The sequence below is a fragment of the Bacillus sp. AL-1R genome, from assembly GCF_052180195.1.
Classification (GTDB): Bacteria; Bacillota; Bacilli; order Bacillales; family Bacillaceae_G; genus Gottfriedia.
In genome coordinates this window covers 527,189-543,431 of sequence record NZ_CP197469.1, presented here as the reverse complement: position 1 = coordinate 543,431, position 16,243 = coordinate 527,189, and the positions used below count along the sequence as shown (strand labels likewise).

18 protein-coding genes and 1 riboswitch are annotated in these 16,243 nt (G+C 34.0%); of the genes, 2 read left to right on the top strand and 16 right to left on the bottom strand.

Features of this window, described 5'->3' with window-relative positions; all coding sequences use genetic code 11:
* Positions 1-14: 14 nt before the first annotated feature.
* From ACSBO6_RS02555 to sufC, 7 genes are all read right to left on the bottom strand, one after another.
* Complete coding sequence (locus tag ACSBO6_RS02555; RefSeq protein WP_286138570.1) at positions 15-845, bottom strand: sulfite exporter TauE/SafE family protein; 831 nt, start codon at positions 843-845, stop codon at positions 15-17.
* Between the two features lie 103 nt (positions 846-948).
* Positions 949-1,470, bottom strand: a complete 522-nt coding sequence (locus tag ACSBO6_RS02550; protein ID WP_498844105.1) for a DinB family protein — start codon at positions 1,468-1,470, stop codon at positions 949-951.
* A 333-nt stretch (positions 1,471-1,803) separates the two neighbouring features.
* On the bottom strand, positions 1,804-3,201 hold the full coding sequence (sufB, locus tag ACSBO6_RS02545; protein WP_025671514.1) for a Fe-S cluster assembly protein SufB: 1,398 nt from the start codon (positions 3,199-3,201) through the stop codon (positions 1,804-1,806).
* A 47-nt stretch (positions 3,202-3,248) separates the two neighbouring features.
* Positions 3,249-3,698 carry a Fe-S cluster assembly sulfur transfer protein SufU gene (gene sufU, locus ACSBO6_RS02540; RefSeq protein ID WP_025671513.1) on the bottom strand — a complete coding sequence of 150 codons (450 nt, stop codon included), beginning with the start codon at positions 3,696-3,698 and terminating at the stop codon, positions 3,249-3,251.
* Complete coding sequence (locus tag ACSBO6_RS02535; protein ID WP_498844104.1) at positions 3,688-4,908, bottom strand: cysteine desulfurase; 1,221 nt, start codon at positions 4,906-4,908, stop codon at positions 3,688-3,690. The genes sufU and ACSBO6_RS02535 overlap by 11 nt, the downstream gene beginning before the upstream one ends.
* Positions 4,908-6,215 carry a Fe-S cluster assembly protein SufD gene (sufD, locus tag ACSBO6_RS02530; RefSeq protein WP_098848668.1) on the bottom strand — a complete coding sequence of 436 codons (1,308 nt, stop codon included), beginning with the start codon at positions 6,213-6,215 and terminating at the stop codon, positions 4,908-4,910. Before sufD ends, ACSBO6_RS02535 begins: the two co-directional genes overlap by 1 nt.
* Before the next feature lie 19 nt (positions 6,216-6,234).
* Positions 6,235-7,020: a Fe-S cluster assembly ATPase SufC gene (gene sufC / locus ACSBO6_RS02525; protein ID WP_056468759.1), complete on the bottom strand. Its 786-nt coding sequence runs from the start codon at positions 7,018-7,020 to the stop codon at positions 6,235-6,237.
* Positions 7,021-7,263: 243 nt separating this feature from the next.
* Here sufC and ACSBO6_RS02520 point away from each other — a divergent pair, with 243 nt between their 5' ends.
* The gene (locus tag ACSBO6_RS02520) at positions 7,264-7,509 is read left to right on the top strand and encodes a DUF2164 family protein (RefSeq protein ID WP_098848667.1); all 246 of its coding nucleotides are present in this window, start codon (positions 7,264-7,266) and stop codon (positions 7,507-7,509) included.
* Positions 7,510-7,773: 264 nt separating this feature from the next.
* Here the strand turns inward: ACSBO6_RS02520 and ACSBO6_RS02515 are convergent, their stop codons facing one another.
* Positions 7,774-8,490, bottom strand: coding sequence for a DUF3298 and DUF4163 domain-containing protein (locus ACSBO6_RS02515; RefSeq protein ID WP_498844103.1), 717 nt, complete (start codon positions 8,488-8,490; stop codon positions 7,774-7,776).
* Between the two features lie 1,541 nt (positions 8,491-10,031).
* Here ACSBO6_RS02515 and ACSBO6_RS02510 point away from each other — a divergent pair.
* The gene (locus ACSBO6_RS02510; RefSeq protein WP_098845691.1) at positions 10,032-11,003 is read left to right on the top strand and encodes a 2-hydroxyacid dehydrogenase family protein; all 972 of its coding nucleotides are present in this window, start codon (positions 10,032-10,034) and stop codon (positions 11,001-11,003) included.
* Positions 11,004-11,056: 53 nt separating this feature from the next.
* Here the strand turns inward: ACSBO6_RS02510 and metQ are convergent, their stop codons facing one another.
* From metQ to ACSBO6_RS02470, 8 genes are all read right to left on the bottom strand, one after another.
* Positions 11,057-11,878: a methionine ABC transporter substrate-binding lipoprotein MetQ gene (gene metQ / locus ACSBO6_RS02505; protein ID WP_098845690.1), complete on the bottom strand. Its 822-nt coding sequence runs from the start codon at positions 11,876-11,878 to the stop codon at positions 11,057-11,059.
* A gap of 22 nt (positions 11,879-11,900) precedes the next feature.
* Positions 11,901-12,569 (bottom strand): methionine ABC transporter permease, encoded by a 669-nt coding sequence (locus ACSBO6_RS02500; protein ID WP_098845689.1) that lies wholly within the window; start codon positions 12,567-12,569, stop codon positions 11,901-11,903.
* 1 nt (position 12,570) lies between these two features.
* Complete coding sequence (locus ACSBO6_RS02495) at positions 12,571-13,572, bottom strand: methionine ABC transporter ATP-binding protein (RefSeq protein ID WP_098845688.1); 1,002 nt, start codon at positions 13,570-13,572, stop codon at positions 12,571-12,573.
* A gap of 139 nt (positions 13,573-13,711) precedes the next feature.
* Positions 13,712-13,822, bottom strand: a riboswitch (SAM riboswitch).
* Between the two features lie 77 nt (positions 13,823-13,899).
* Positions 13,900-14,262, bottom strand: a complete 363-nt coding sequence (locus ACSBO6_RS02490; RefSeq protein ID WP_098845687.1) for a hypothetical protein — start codon at positions 14,260-14,262, stop codon at positions 13,900-13,902.
* A 202-nt stretch (positions 14,263-14,464) separates the two neighbouring features.
* Positions 14,465-14,788, bottom strand: a complete 324-nt coding sequence (locus ACSBO6_RS02485; RefSeq protein WP_498844102.1) for a thioredoxin family protein — start codon at positions 14,786-14,788, stop codon at positions 14,465-14,467.
* 15 nt (positions 14,789-14,803) lie between these two features.
* Positions 14,804-15,154, bottom strand: a complete 351-nt coding sequence (locus tag ACSBO6_RS02480; protein WP_088014517.1) for a ribonuclease M5 — start codon at positions 15,152-15,154, stop codon at positions 14,804-14,806.
* A gap of 213 nt (positions 15,155-15,367) precedes the next feature.
* Complete coding sequence (gcvH, locus tag ACSBO6_RS02475; protein WP_098845685.1) at positions 15,368-15,751, bottom strand: glycine cleavage system protein GcvH; 384 nt, start codon at positions 15,749-15,751, stop codon at positions 15,368-15,370.
* Positions 15,752-15,796: 45 nt separating this feature from the next.
* Entirely contained in the window at positions 15,797-16,153 is a 357-nt protein-coding gene (locus ACSBO6_RS02470; protein ID WP_098845684.1) for an arsenate reductase family protein, read from the bottom strand.
* Between the last annotated feature and the right edge of the window lie 90 nt (positions 16,154-16,243).

Here is a 16,243-nt window from a genome sequence, read left to right as displayed (position 1 = left end):
TCCGCCATCCTTTTTTATCTATTTTCTATAATTAATTTTATGCCGTAAAATAATACGACTAACCTTAAAATTAATGAGATTGTTTCAGTTTTTAATTTTTGATTAATATACGCCCCGATTTTTCCACCAAACCATGCGCCAGGAATAAGTAAAAGAATATAATAGAAATTTACTTCTCCTAATGTGATATATGAAATCGAGCTTCCAAGTGTCGTAAACATCACGACAAACATTGAAGTCGCAACAGCTAATTGAGGTGGAAAACCAAATAAAAACGCCATCATTGGTACTAACAATATTCCTCCACCAATTCCAAATAATCCTGATATGATTCCAACACAAATTGATAAAGAAATCGCCAATGGAAGACTATAACTATAAGTATATGCCTCGCCTTCATCATTCGTATATGTTCGTATAATACCCTTATGTACTTCCTTTGATTTTTTAGTTAACTTTGAAGAAATAAATAAAAAGATTGATATACAGATTAAAAATATACCAAAAAATAAAGTAAACCGCTCTGTATTCAAAAGCGAATTGATATATGTACCGATTAAGCTACCAGGAATACTACCTATTAAAAATAAAATACCACTCCTATAATCGATTCGTTTTTGTTTATGGTACGAAAGGGTAGATGAAAGTGAAGAAAAAACAATTGTAATCAATGAAGTTCCAACTGCAACATGAATTGGTACTGTCGAAAATGCGGATAAAAAGTGATCAATATTAAGTAGCATTGGAACAATTATAATTCCTCCACCTAAACCAATCAATGATCCGACCGTTCCTGCAGCAAGTCCAATACTGATGAGTATAAGAATTTGTAGAAAGATATCCAAGCTAAATTTCTCCCCTATTTTCTCTATAGTTTAAATAATAGTTTAACATAAAAAAACTCGGAAATCCCCGAGTATAAATAATACCTATTTTAAACACTAGCTATTACTTTAATATACTTAAATTAGCAATCCAAGGTCCTACGTCAGTTTTGTATCTTTTTGCCATCACTCTTGTAATTTGAGTTATATGCGTTAGATCATGTACAACAAAAGTAGATAGTAATTCTCTTAATTTAACTGTTCCAAAATCTGGATGAACCCCTTCTAATTCTAGATGTAAATCAGGGTTAACCAATGATCGTAGTTTTGTAATATTTTCTGCTCTTAAATTCTTGAATTCAAGTAATCTTTCTTCTACTGATTTTTCATGTTTTTCATGCAAATGAGAAAAACGATCGAATGGAGGAAAATGATTGCTTCCTTCTTTATTAAGAATACAGTTCAACCTTGGAATCCAATTTGTTTTTTCACACTCGATTAAATGGTCGATTACTTCTGAAGCATTCCACGTTCCTTCACCTTCATTGCAATTTAACCAAGATTGAGATAAACCAGATAATAAGTACTCTAATGATTTAGGTGTTCTTTCTAAAACTCCAATCGCTTCTTCAAGGTTAAAATTCATAAAAAACCCTCCCACATAGAAATAAATTCCACTTACTCTCTTATCTTTCAAGTTAAATTTTATCATAAATGGTCTATCTATTTTATCAAAACCATTATTTATCTTAATGAGTTGTATAGTAGAAAGATCATTTCCTAAAACAGATAGTCATAAAAAACCATTCTTCACTTTTTTGGGGAATGCTTTTTTGCAGAGCTCATTTCTTCATTATTTTACCGCCACTTTACTGTAATGACGAACACGATAGTTAGCTTGTTCTGCATGGTAGGAAAATTTCTTAAAACTACTAAAAAAGAGACGAACTAAAAAAGTTCGCCTCCACTAAAAACAATATTAACCGATAGAACCTTCCATCTCGAATTTAATCAGACGGTTCATTTCAACTGCATATTCCATCGGTAATTCTTTTGTAAATGGCTCAATGAAGCCCATTACGATCATTTCTGTAGCTTCTTGCTCAGAAATACCACGGCTCATTAAGTAGAATAATTGCTCTTCAGATACTTTTGAAACTTTCGCTTCATGCTCAAGAGAAATATTGTCGTTTAAGATTTCGTTGTATGGAATTGTATCAGAAGTTGATGCATTATCCATAATTAACGTATCACACTCGATATTTGAACGTGATCCAGCTGCTTTACGACCGAAGTGAACGATACCACGGTACGTTACTTTACCACCATGTTTTGAAATAGATTTCGAAACAATTGTAGATGAAGTATTTGGAGCTAAGTGAATCATTTTAGCACCAGCATCTTGGTGTTGTCCTTTACCTGCAATTGCAATAGAAAGTGTTAGGCCACGAGCACCTTCACCTTTAAGGATAACTGCTGGGTATTTCATTGTTAATTTTGAACCAATGTTTCCATCGATCCATTCCATTGTTGCGTTCGCTTCACATACAGCACGTTTCGTAACTAGGTTGAATACGTTATTCGCCCAGTTTTGAATTGTTGTATAGCGGCAGTATGCATCCTTCTTAATGATGATTTCTACTACTGCAGAGTGAAGTGAGTTTGTTGTATAAACAGGAGCAGTACATCCTTCAACGTAATGTACGTGTGCACCTTCGTCAGCGATAATTAATGTACGCTCAAATTGACCCATATTTTCTGAGTTAATTCTGAAATATGCTTGTAATGGCGTATCAACTTTAACACCTTTTGGTACGTAGATGAATGATCCACCAGACCAAACAGCTGAGTTTAATGCAGCAAATTTGTTATCTGTAGGCGGAATTACTTTTCCAAAGTGCTCTTTGAAAATTTCTTCATGCTCACGTAATGCTGTGTCTGTATCAGTAAATAAGATACCAAGATCAGTTAAGTCTTGTTTCATGCTGTGGTAAACTACCTCAGACTCATACTGTGCAGATACACCAGCTAAATACTTTTGTTCGGCTTCAGGAATACCTAATTTATCAAAAGTATTTTTGATTTCTTCAGGTACTTCATCCCAAGACTTTTCTGTTTTCTCTGATGGTTTTACATAGTAAGTAATTTCATCAAAGCGTAAATCTGCTAAGTCTCCACCCCATTGAGGCATTGGCATATCATAGAAATGTTGTAAAGATTTTAAACGGAAATCTAACATCCATTGTGGTTCATTTTTCATACGTGAAATTTCTTCAACGATATCCTTTGTTAAACCACGCTCTGAACGGAAGATTGATACGTCACGGTCATGAAAACCATATTTATAATCACTAATATCCGGCAAATTAGTAGACATTATTCATACTCCCTTCTTATAGAAGAGGAGGATTAAAGCTCAGAGGATTATTCCTCTGATTTTAAGCCCTTCTCCATCGCTTTCCATGCAAGTGTTGCACATTTAATTCGTGCTGGAAACTTTGAAACACCTTGAAGTGCTTCAATATCATCTAAATCGATTGATTCATCGTATTCTTTTCCAAGCATCATATCTGAAAATATTTGAGCAAGCTGTAGGGCTTCCTCTATTTTTTTTCCTTTAATTGCGTGTGTCATCATTGAAGCTGACGCCATTGAAATTGAACATCCTTCACCGTCAAAACGAGCATCTGATACAATTCCATCATCAACCTTTAAACGAAGTTCAATGCGATCACCACAAGTAGGGTTATTCATGTTTATTGTTACATCGTTTTCTGATATGGCCCCTACCCCTTTGTTACGAGGGTTTTTATAATGGTCCATTATCACGCGACGATATAATGCATCTAGATCAATGTTTCGATTAATAGACATCGCTGAAATACTCCTTCGTTTTAAGTAATCCTCTTACAAAAGCATCTACATCTTCTTTTGTATTATACAGATAAAAACTTGCACGAGCAGTAGCAGATACCTTTAACCATCTCATTAATGGCTGTGCACAATGATGGCCAGCTCGAACAGCAATTCCTTCAACATCTAAAACAGTTGCAACATCATGTGGATGCACATCTTCCACATTAAATGTAACTAACCCTGCACGATGCTTCGGACCATAGATTGTTACTCCTTTTACAGTAGATAACTGTTCAAGTGCATAATTCGCAATCTCATGTTCATGCTTTTCGATATTATCCATACCAATTTCTGTTAAGAAATCAATAGCAGCGCCTAAACCTACTGCACCAGCAATGATTGGCGTACCGCCTTCAAATTTCCATGGAAGTTCTTTCCAAGTAGAATCTTGTAAGTCAACGAAATCAATCATTTCCCCACCAAATTCAATTGGTTCCATGTTTTCAAGTAGATGTTTTTTACCATAAAGTACACCAATACCTGTAGGAGCACACATTTTATGACCAGAAAATGCGTAAAAATCACAATCTAAGTCTTGAACGTCGACCTTCATATGAGGAGTACTTTGTGCGCCATCAACAAGCATGATTGCACCATTTTGATGAGCAATTGCAGCAATCTCTTTTACAGGGTTAATTGAACCAAGTACATTTGAAACGTACATAATCGCAACTATTTTTGTATTTGAGTTAATTGTAGCTCTTGCTTGCTCAACGCTGATTGAGCCATCTTCTTCTAATGGTAAATATTTTAATGTTGCACCAGTAGCTTTAGCAACTTGTTGCCAAGGAATAATGTTACTGTGATGTTCCATATAAGAAATCACAATTTCATCTCCAGCTTTTAAGTTCGTTCTTCCGTAGCTAGCAGCAACTGTATTAATTGCAGTAGTTGTACCTCTAGTAAAAATAATCTCTTCAATTGATGATGCATTTATAAATTTTCGAACTTTATCACGAGCTCCCTCGTATGCATCAGTAGCTCTTGTTCCTAGAGTGTGTACACCTCTATGAACATTAGAATTAATTTCTTTATAGTAGTTCGCAACAGCTTCTATTACTTGAACAGGTTTTTGTGAAGTTGCAGCACTATCCAGATATACTAAAGGATGTCCATTTACTTCTTGATTTAATATCGGAAAGGCTTCACGGATTGCTTTAACATCCATTACTTAACCTTCCTCTCAATTACGTCTACAAGCATTTTTTTAACTTCTTCAATTGGTAATTCCGAAACTACAGGTGCTAAGAATCCGTGAATAACTAAGCGCTCTGCTTCTTTCTTCGGAATACCGCGACTCATTAAGTAGTAAAGTTGAGTTGGATCTACTTTACCAACAGAAGCAGCGTGACCTGCCATTACATCGTTTTCATCAATTAATAGAATTGGGTTTGCATCTCCACGAGCTTTTTCACTAAGCATTAATACACGTGAAGTTTGTTGTGCATTAGACTTAGATGCGCCGTGTTCAATTTTCCCAATACCATTAAAGATTGAAGTAGCAGAATCTTTTGATACACCATGTTTTAAAATCCAACCTTCAGATCCTTTACCAAAGTGCGTAATGTTTGTAGTAAAGTTCTGAGTTTGATCACCACGGCCAACAGTAACCATTTTCATGTCACCGAAAGAACCGTCTCCAATTAAGTTTGTAACATTTTCGAAAACTGAGTTTCCATCGTTCATAAGGCCAAGTGCCCACTCGATTTTGCTATCGCGACCAGCGTGACCACGACGAACAACATAAGCAGTAACACCTTTAGCTAAAGTATCAACAGCACCATATCGTACTTTTGCATTATCTAATGTAATTACTTCTGTAACGACATTAACAACAGCTGCCTCTAAATCAGCAGATGTAGAAACATAGTTTTCAACATAAGTAACTTCACTGAATGCATCTGCAACAACAAGAACGTGGTTATATGCAGGAACGTTTTCTCCATCTACAACAAAAATAGATTGGATTGGTTTTTCTAATACAACATTTTTAGGGATGTATAAGAAAGCTCCACCATTTACTAATGCTGCATGTAAAGCGATTAATTTATTTTCATCGACTTTTACAGCCTCTGTCATAAAATATTTTTTCACAAGATCTTCGTGATCTTTAATCGCTGTGTGTAAATCTACGAATATTACACCTTTTTCTTTTGCTTCAGAAGAAAGAGAGTGATATACAGCAGAACCATTATATTGTACATAAACTGATTGATCAGTGTCTTCATTCATTAAAGATGTTACTGACTCTGGTAATTGATCTTTTGTAGGAACATTTCCAGTTGTAACATTAAATTCTTTTCCAAAGAAATCCCATTTAGAGATATTTGTTTTATCTGGCTTTGGAAGAGAAAGTGATTCAGCTTTTGCTAGTGCATTCAAACGAAACTCTGTGAAATATGCAGGTTCATTTAGTAATGCAGAAAGCTGCTTAACTGTTTCTTGACTAAATGGAATTGTAGTACCAGTTGTCATGAGAATCCCTCCTATCCGATTAAGCTTCTTGCCCAACAGTCTCGTCTTCGATACCTAACTCTTGTTTAATCCAGTCATATCCTTCAGCTTCTAAACGAGCTGCTAATTCAGGACCACCTGATTTTACAATACGACCTTGCATCATAACGTGAACGAAGTCAGGAGTAATGTAGTTTAATAAGCGTTGGTAGTGAGTGATGATTAAGCAACCAAACTCTTCTCCACGCATTTCGTTAACACCTTTAGAAACTACTTTTAATGCATCGATATCTAAACCTGAGTCAATTTCGTCAAGAATAGCAATTTTAGGTTGGATCATCATCATTTGAAGAATCTCATTACGTTTTTTCTCTCCACCTGAGAAGCCTTCATTTAAGTAACGTTGAGCCATTTCTGGATCCATTTCTAAGAATTCCATGTTTTTATCTAATGTACGGATAAATTTCATTAATGAAATTTCATCGCCTTCTTCACGACGTGCATTCATTGCTGAACGTAAGAAATCTGCGTTTGTTACTCCGCTAATTTCACTTGGGTATTGCATAGCAAGGAAAAGACCAGCTTGAGCGCGCTCATCAACTTCCATTTCTAAAACATCGTTGCCATCAAGCTCGATGCTACCACCGATTACTTCATATTTAGGATGACCCATAATCGCAGAAGATAAAGTTGATTTACCTGTACCATTTGGTCCCATGATTGCGTGAATTTCTCCACCTTTTACTTCAAGGTTTACACCTTTTAAAATTTGCTTTCCTTCAATTGCTACTTGAAGGTCTTTTATTTTTAATGTAGAAGCTCCCATTTTACACCCTCCATAATATTACATAAAAATTCTATAAAATAGAAAATGGCTATTTTAAGTTCATTCTCATTTTATTCTCATTCTAATCTTAAAGCAATTAAAAAGTATTTTCAAGCCGTGCACTATTTTACCAAAAAAGTTTTATTACGTGTAAATATTTTTCTCAAAAAATGAATGAATAGAGATACTATATATATAGGAAATAAAAAATCTAATATTACAACTAAAAAAGAGGAGAATTAAATGTCTAAAACTACTAAGCTTTCGCCAGATCAACAAAAATTTGCGATTCATCAACTACAAACGTATTTCATACAAGAAAGAGACGAAGAGTTAAGTGAATTAAGTTCAATGTTGCTATTAGACTTTATATCACAAAAACTTGGACCAATGTTTTACAATAAGGGAGTTGAAGACTCCCAAAAATTTATGTCCGAACGAGTTGAAGATCTTTATGCTTTATTACTAAAAGAACAGATTGAAGATTAAGTTGTTTTAGTAAACTTCTTTGTTTTTTGTTTTTTTACGACCTTTAACACACCTTCTTAATCGTACATACTTTATTTTAGATTATTCAATATTAATATAGTTGTTCAACTTATTCTTATATTGTTAAAACAAATGAATGTTTTCATGCAGACTCTACCATTATTTACGAAAATGTTTATTTTCATTAATCAAGTTTATCAAATAAACAAAGAAAAGAACCTTTTTTTTACATGAAGGTCCTTTTTCTTTGTTAATAAATATACTTTATTGATAAACCTGCACAGGTATAAAGACTTCTGGCATGCCTGCAGCGTATGCAGCTACTTCATATTCTTTAAAAATTAATTTTATGCCCGCATGGTCAAATGCCCATAATCGATTTTTGTCACTTAAGTCAATCTCGTTAGGAGATTTTATTAATACATATTCTTTATATTTCTTTTGTAATTGCTGATAAGCATATTCTTGTACGGATTTTGTATTTTCGTTTATTAACTTAGACAACGGAACTACTTCACCTGTTTTTACGTCAAAATTATATGTAGTACCAATTGTCATTCCATGTGCTCCACCTGTATATGAATATTCATTATAAATAACACTTAATTTATCAAGATTATTATATAGTACTTTATAAATAAAAACATATTCATATGGTCTCCACGGCCCTTGGCTAGCATCCCATTTTGACTTTGCTTCTTTCTCGTCTTCTAATAGCTTCAAACGATTACTATTGGCTAAATCAGCACCTTGTTTTAAGATCCCATTGATCTTTTGTTGTGCTTTTGAATTAGATGCTCCACTTATTTGAGGATACTTAATCGGGGCATCATTTAGTTTTTGTTCAGTAATTTTAATATGTCTCGTTAATGCGTTTTCATTGATTTCGGCTTTCGATTCCGCATTAACAAATTTAATAGAGCACAAATTAATACTGCTAGTCATGATGATTAATAAAAAATAATATAGAAACTTTTTCACTAGACTCCTCCTACTATCTTTATTAAAAAATAGTATGAGTTTCTTTTAATTTATTTATGAAATATTTTATAAGAGTCAAAAATTTTACATTCAATCCACGGACAGTTATTCAGCTCATTTTACTCACAGTTTCCTTCCTCATAAACCGCTTATGAGGAAGTACCTTTCCATTTTTCCCTTGTTTTCTTCCTCATGAACCTCCTATGAGGAAGTACCTTTCCATTTTTCACTGATTTCCTTCCTCATGAACCTCTTATGAGGAAGTACATTTCCATTTTTCACTGATTTCCTTCCTCATGAACCTCTTATGAGGAAGTACCTTTCCATTTTTCGCTTGTTTTCTTCCTCATGAACCTCTTATGAGGAAGTACCTTTCCATTTTTTCACTGGTTTTCTTCCTCATGAACCCCCTATGAGGAAGTACCTTTCCATTTTTCACTGGTTTTCTTCCTCATGAACCCCCTATGAGGAAGTATCTTTCCATTTTCCACTGATTTCCTTCCTCATGAACCTCTTATGAGGAAGTACCTTTCCATTTTTCGCTTGTTTCCTTCCTCATGAACCTCTTATGAAGAAGTACCTTTCCATTTTTCACTGGTTTCCTTCCTCATGAACCTCTTATGAGGAAGTACATTTCCATTTTTCACTGGTTTCCTTCCTCATGAACCTCTTATGAGGAAGTACATTTCCATTTTTCGCTTGTTTTCTTCCTCATGAACCTCTTATGAGGAAGTACCTTTCCATTTTTTCACTGGTTTTCTTCCTCATGAACCCCCTATGAGGAAGTACCTTTCCATTTTTCACTGGTTTTCTTCCTCATGAACCCCCTATGAGGAAGTATCTTTCCATTTTTCACTGGTTTTCTTCCTCATGAACCCCCTATGAGGAAGTATCTTTCCATTTTCCACTGGTTTCCTTCCTCATAAACCGCTTATGAGGAAGTACCTTTCCATTTTTCGCTTGTTTGCTTCCTCATGAACCTCTTATGAGGAAGTACCTTTCCATTTTTCACTGGTTTCCTTCCTCATGAACCGCTTATGAGGAAGTACCTTTCCATTTTTCGCTTGTTTGCTTCCTCATGAACCTCTTATGAGGAAGTACCTTTCCATTTTTCACTGATTTCCTTCCTCATGAACCGCTTATGAGGAAGTACATTTCCATTTTTCACTGATTTCCTTCCTCATGAACCTCCTATGAGGAAGTACCTTTCCATTTTTCACTGATTTCCTTCCTCATGAACCTCCTATGAGGAAGTACCTTTCCATTTTTCACTGATTTCCTTCCTCATGAACCTCTTATTAAGAATTACATTTTAAATTTTTGCTAAAATACACAATTAGACTTCCGTTTGTTCTATATTGATTATGCTTTATTTCAACGGTGAAGCAGACTACGATCTGCTTTTCCCATTGATAACAAATCTTAAAAATAAATAGATTCTTTAAACTAACCAAATACTAAAGTGAACAAAAACTTGAAACTTCATTTATAATAAAAACATTAACAATCCATTATTAAACTGTTGAAAGAAGGTTTCTAATTTGGCACATATCTTAGTAGCGGGGAAAATTCCAGAAAAGGCTGAGCAATTATTAAAAGATCATCATGTTATTGTTTATGAAAATGAGCAATTAATTACAGAAGATGAATTGTGTGAACTTGTTAGTGAGGTAGATGCAATTTTAAGTTTACTATCCACTCCAATCACAAAAAGAGTAATTGATGCTGCTAAAAATGTAAATATTATTGCTAATTACGGAGCAGGATTTAATAATATCGATGTAGATTATGCAACTAGTAAGGGGATTCATGTGACAAACACTCCACTCGTTTCTACAGACGCTACCGCTGAGCTAACTTTAGGAATTCTCTTAGCTGTTTCCAGAAGAATAGTCGAAGGAGACGAACTTTGCCGAACAAAAGGTTTTGAAGGATGGGCTCCATTATTCTTTAGAGGAACAGAAGTATCAGGAAAAACTTTAGGTATTTATGGTTTTGGAAATATCGGACAAGCAGTAGCTAAACGAGCTAAGGCGTTTAATATGAATATTATTTATCATCAACCAAGAAGATTGAGTAATGAACTAGAACAACAATTAAATGCCACTTACGTATCGCTGGATGAACTTCTACAGACTTCTGACTATATAACCCTTCATTGTCCTTATAAACCTGAGCTACACCATTTATTTGGTAAAGAAGAGTTTTGCAAGATGAAAGACTCGGCATTTTTTATCAATGCAGCTAGAGGTCCTTTAGCGAACGAACAGGAATTAGTAGAAGCATTAAAGGAAGGTATTATTGCGGGCGCTGCTCTCGATGTATTTGAATTCGAACCAAAAATAACAGAAGAACTAAAATCACTTACAAATGTTGTATTAACACCTCATATTGGAAATGCAACATATGAAACTCGTGATGCTATGTCGGAAATAGCAGCTAAAAATATTATTGAAGTTATTGCTGAACGACCACCAATCTCACCTGTAAATCAAATTCTAGTGAAGAATTAAAAATAAAAAAGAGGGTTCCCATCAAAAGTTACTTGGGGTACCCTCTATTTTTATTATTGACTTACAGGTACTACAGCACCTTTATATTTTTTAATGATGAAATCTTGAATTTCTTTAGAGTGTAATACTTTTACAAGCTCTTTAATTTCTTTTTTATCTTTATCACCTTTACGAACAGCAATAATGTTTACATATGGAGATTCTTTACCTTCTAAAGCAATAGCATCTTTCATTGGGTTTAAACCAGCATCAATCGCGTAGTTTGTGTTAATTAACACTGCGTCGCCTTCATTGTTTTGATAAACTTTCGGAAGCATACCAGCGTCAACATCTGCTTGGAATTTTAGGTTTTTTGGATTCTCTGCTATGTCTTTAATTTGAGCAGTAGTAGGATCTACTCCAGCTTTAAGTTTAATTAAACCTTCATGCTGTAATAAGCTTAACATACGACCATGGTCAGCTACTGAGCTACTCATGATAATTTTAGCTCCATTTGGTAGATCATCTAAGCTCTTATATTTTTTAGAATAAACTCCGATTGGCTCGATGTGGATGCCACCAGCGTTTTCAAATTTGTAACCATTTTCTTTCATTTGAGCTTCTAAGTATGGAATGTGTTGGAAATAGTTTGCATCTAATTCTTTAGAATTTAGTGCTTTATTTGGTAAAACGTAATCTTGGAATTTAACAATTTTTAAATTAATTCCTTCTTTTTCAAGGATTGGCTTAGCTTGTTCTAAAATAACTGCGTGCGGTACATTTGATGCACCAACCACTAATTCCTTATTTTTATCTTCTCCACCTTTATTACATGCTGCTAAAGATAATGCTAAAACACCTGCTCCTAATAATCCTACGATTTTTTTGAAATTCACTGTCAGTTCCTCCCTTATATGATTAAGCTCTTTTATCTATTTTTGTTGTTACTAAATCACCAATAAATTGAAGAATGAATACGATTAATAAAATAATTACTGTCGCTACAAGTGTTACTTGGTTATTTGAACGTTGGTACCCTTCCATAAATGCTAAGTTACCGAGTCCACCACCACCTACTACACCAGCCATTGCTGTATAACCAACAATTGCGATTGTAGTAACAGTTAAACCTGAAATAATTGCTGGTAATGCTTCTGGTATTAATACTTTTACGATGATTGTAAAGGTACTAGCTCCCATTGCTCTTGCAGCTTCGATTACACCTTTATCAATTTCACGTAATCCGATTTCAACCATCCTTGCATAGAATGGTGCAGCACCAATTATTAATGCTGGTAATGCAGCTTTTGCTCCAAGCATAGTGTCAAGAATAAAGATGGTAAATGGAATTAATAAAATGATTAAAATGATAAACGGTATTGAACGAAAAATATTTACAAACGCTGCTAGGATAGTATTAAAAAATTTATTTTCAAGAAGCTGATCTTTGCTAGTTAAAAATAAGAATAAACCTATTATTAGTCCAAAAATGAACGTTGCAAGTGCAGCTATTACTGTCATGAATAATGTTTCTTGAGTGGCTAAAAGCATTGCATCCCAATCAACATTCGGAAAAAGTTGTGTCATCTTATGCTACCTCCACTTCAACTTGTTTTGATTCTAAATAAGCAATTGCCTCTTTGATGTTATTTATGTCTCCAACAAGTTGAATCTTCATTGTCCCATAAGAGCCTTCAGCAGTTTGAACAATTTTCCCTTGCAGAATGTTAATCTCAATATCAAAATGCTTAACAACTTCAGAAATATGTGGCTGATCTGCTTGACCATTTTTAAAGGTAAGCTTGTAAGTATTATCCTTCCCATCACCATGAGAAATTACTTCACCTTCATCGCCTTTGATTTGCGTCACAAATTTCTTTGTAATTGCTTGTTTAGGACGAGTAAATACATCAACAACATGGCCTTCTTCTACTACACTTCCGTTTTCCATTACAGCTACTCTTTGACAGATTTTTTGAATGACATGCATTTCATGAGTAATTAGGATAATTGTAATGCCAAGCTGTTTATTTATATTAGTTAGTAAAGCTAATATTGAATCCGTTGTTTCTGGATCTAGTGCAGAAGTCGCTTCATCACATAAAAGAACATCTGGATTATTAGCAAGTGCTCTTGCAATTCCGACACGTTGCTTTTGACCTCCACTCAGTTCAGAAGGATAAGCATTTTCTCTACCTTCAAGACCAACAAGTTTAATTAATTCTTTCGCACGATTAATGCTTTCCTTTTTTGGAACTTTAGCAATTTCAAGTGGGAAAAGTATATTTTCTAATACAGTTCTTGACCACAATAAATTAAAATGCTGAAAAATCATTCCTATTTTCTGTCTTGCTTTTCTTAACTGATTAGATGAGCATTTAGAGATCGATTGACCATTAATAATAACTTCACCTGTTGTAGGTGATTCAAGTCCATTCAGCATACGTAATAACGTACTTTTCCCTGCGCCGCTATATCCGATCATGCCAAAAATTTCACCTGCTTCAATATTTAACGAAACATTTTGTACTGCGGTAACTGTGCCCTTTTTACCCTTGTATGTTTTACTTACATTATTTATTTGAATCATACACTTGTTCTCCTTTCAAAACATTCTAACAACTTTTCTTTCAATTTTTTGTAAGAAAGTACTTTTTTAGTCGCATAAAACAAAAAAACCTTTCAACTCACATGAGCAGAAAGGTTTAACATACAAAAAGTATTCCTTTCTCTCATCTCTCAAAGCATATGCTTTGCAGGAATTAGCACCATTTCAATGACGATCATTGACGGTTGCTGGGTTTCACAGGGCACAGTCCCTCCACCTCTCTCGATAAGAGTTAACTTACGATCTATTTAGTTGTTGAGTGCAATTTCTTTAACGTAAGTCCAATTCTACAAAGATAGACACAAGTTGTCAACAATTTTCTATAAGTTTTTTTTCGTTTTCAACACTCGTATATTGAAAAATGGTTTCCATAAGTAGTAATAATCGATAGTTCCCTTCAAAAGAAGCGTCATTTAGTTTTAATAAAAGCCCTAATCTTTGCAAACCTGAATTTAGATATTCCCATCCATCCTTTGAAAAACTAACTCTGAGTTGCGGAATCGAACGATCAATTACCTCAATAAAAGGAGCCTTTTTGCTTAACTTTATAAAAACTTTTTCATTCAGACAATTAATTTCTACAATCTTTTCTTCAATTGGCAAAATGATTTGTAAATATTCCTTTTTTATAAATAAGTTTCTTGCTTGTCCAACCCACTCCTTGATTTCCATAATAAACACCTCTCCCGAATTCTTTAATCTTATTTTCTCATAGATAAGAGGTGTATTCTTTATATTTCTCTCGACATTTACCTTGATAAAAATCTATATTTTAATTTTATTTCTACAACATTCAACTCATTTCCCAAGAAATATGTCTAAAATCAGGAAATAGTTTTAGCCATATAAAAAGAGTGCAACTAACAGTATGCACTCATCGTTTAATATATAAATTATATTTTTTTAACAATTCATGTAAATAAGGTACAGACTTGAAAGCGTAAATTTTTTGTTTCATTTCCCCATTTTCAAAAATAAGTAAACAAGGTACACTTTCAACTTTCCAACTTTGAGCTTCCTCCACTATTTCATTAATATTCACCTTACAGATTGGTAAATTTGGCAGAATCTCATTTACTATTTCTAGCATTTTTGACGCTACTTGGCATGTACCACACATTGCGGTATAGATATAAATAACTGTTGTCTCTTTTGATTGAACTCTTTGCATTATTTCATTCTTTGTCCATTGCTGCATAATCTTTATTCCTTTTTAATTTGTACGTAAATAATCTGTAAATACTAAAATATCCGCCCCTAATAATACACTAGCTAAATGTTGACTCGGAGCTGTTGCCACTTCTCGATAACTTCGATCAATGTACAGATGCTCTGCCTGTGGAAATTCTCTTTTTAACAGTCTTCTAAGCTTTTCACCGGCCTCATCTGCATCTACTAACACATAGATTTCTCTTAAATCTAACATTTCAGCAAGCTCATCTAGCTTTGAAGTACCAACTGTACCATTCGTACAGATAATATCAACAGGCTCCTTTATGATCGTCTGTATCTTTCTCTTATCAGTAGTACCTTCGACAATGATAACTTTTCTTTGATCTTCAATATTCACTGGGCATCACCTAATGTATAGGACTCAAAAACTTTTGACTAAAAATCTTTTGTATATAGTATATTCGATTTCCTCTTTGTTGTTTCCTTTTTTTCCCTTAATGAAAATGTCCCTTTAAATTATGTTTTATGTAAATAAGTTAAGCTTTATTACTTTTATTATACACTCAAAATAAAAAAGCGCCCAAAAGGACGCTTTTTTAGATAATTAATCTTGATTGATCATTTCTTCGTATTGACCAGCAGTCATTAACTCATCAAGTTGAGAAGCGTCTGTAGCTTCAACAACTACCATCCATGCTTTTTCGTATGGAGATTCGTTTACGAATTCAGGATTTTCATCTAGATCAGAATTTACTTCAATTACTTTACCACTGATTGGAGCATATAGTTCAGATACTGTTTTTACAGACTCAACGCTACCGAATGGCTCATTAACAGTAAGCTCATCGCCTACTTCTGGTAGTTCAACAAATACGATATCTCCAAGCTCTGATTGAGCGAAATGAGTAATACCGATATAATATTTATTACCTTCAACTTTTACCCACTCATGTTCTTCTGAATAACGTAGTTCATTTGGAATTGACATTGTGAAATCCTCCTCTGATTAATTACCTTAAATTATATAGTTATTTTATAACCAAACCTTTTCAAATACTTCTTCATTAAAACCAACTGTAGCTTTTTCTCCATCAAAAAGTAGAGGCCTTTTAATTAATTTACCATCTGAACTTAGTAGTTCTAATAGCTCGTCCTCAGTTTTTGTTGGAATAACATCCTTCAACCCAAGCTCACGATACTTAACGCCACTTGTATTAAATAATTTATTTATAGAAATTCCACTTGCTTTATAAACATCAGCAAGTAACTCCTTTGAAGGTGGATTTAATGTAATATCAATTGCTTCAACCGGAATATTATGTTCTTTAAGCCAAGAAGCGGCTTTTCGACAAGTTCCACATTTTGGATATGTATAAAAAATAATACTCATTTTAGCAACTCCTCCCAAAATCTATTTTATCACAGGGAATAAGCGAGTTAAAATAGTTCCGTTCGAAAATTCTGTAATAAGTTAGTTCCA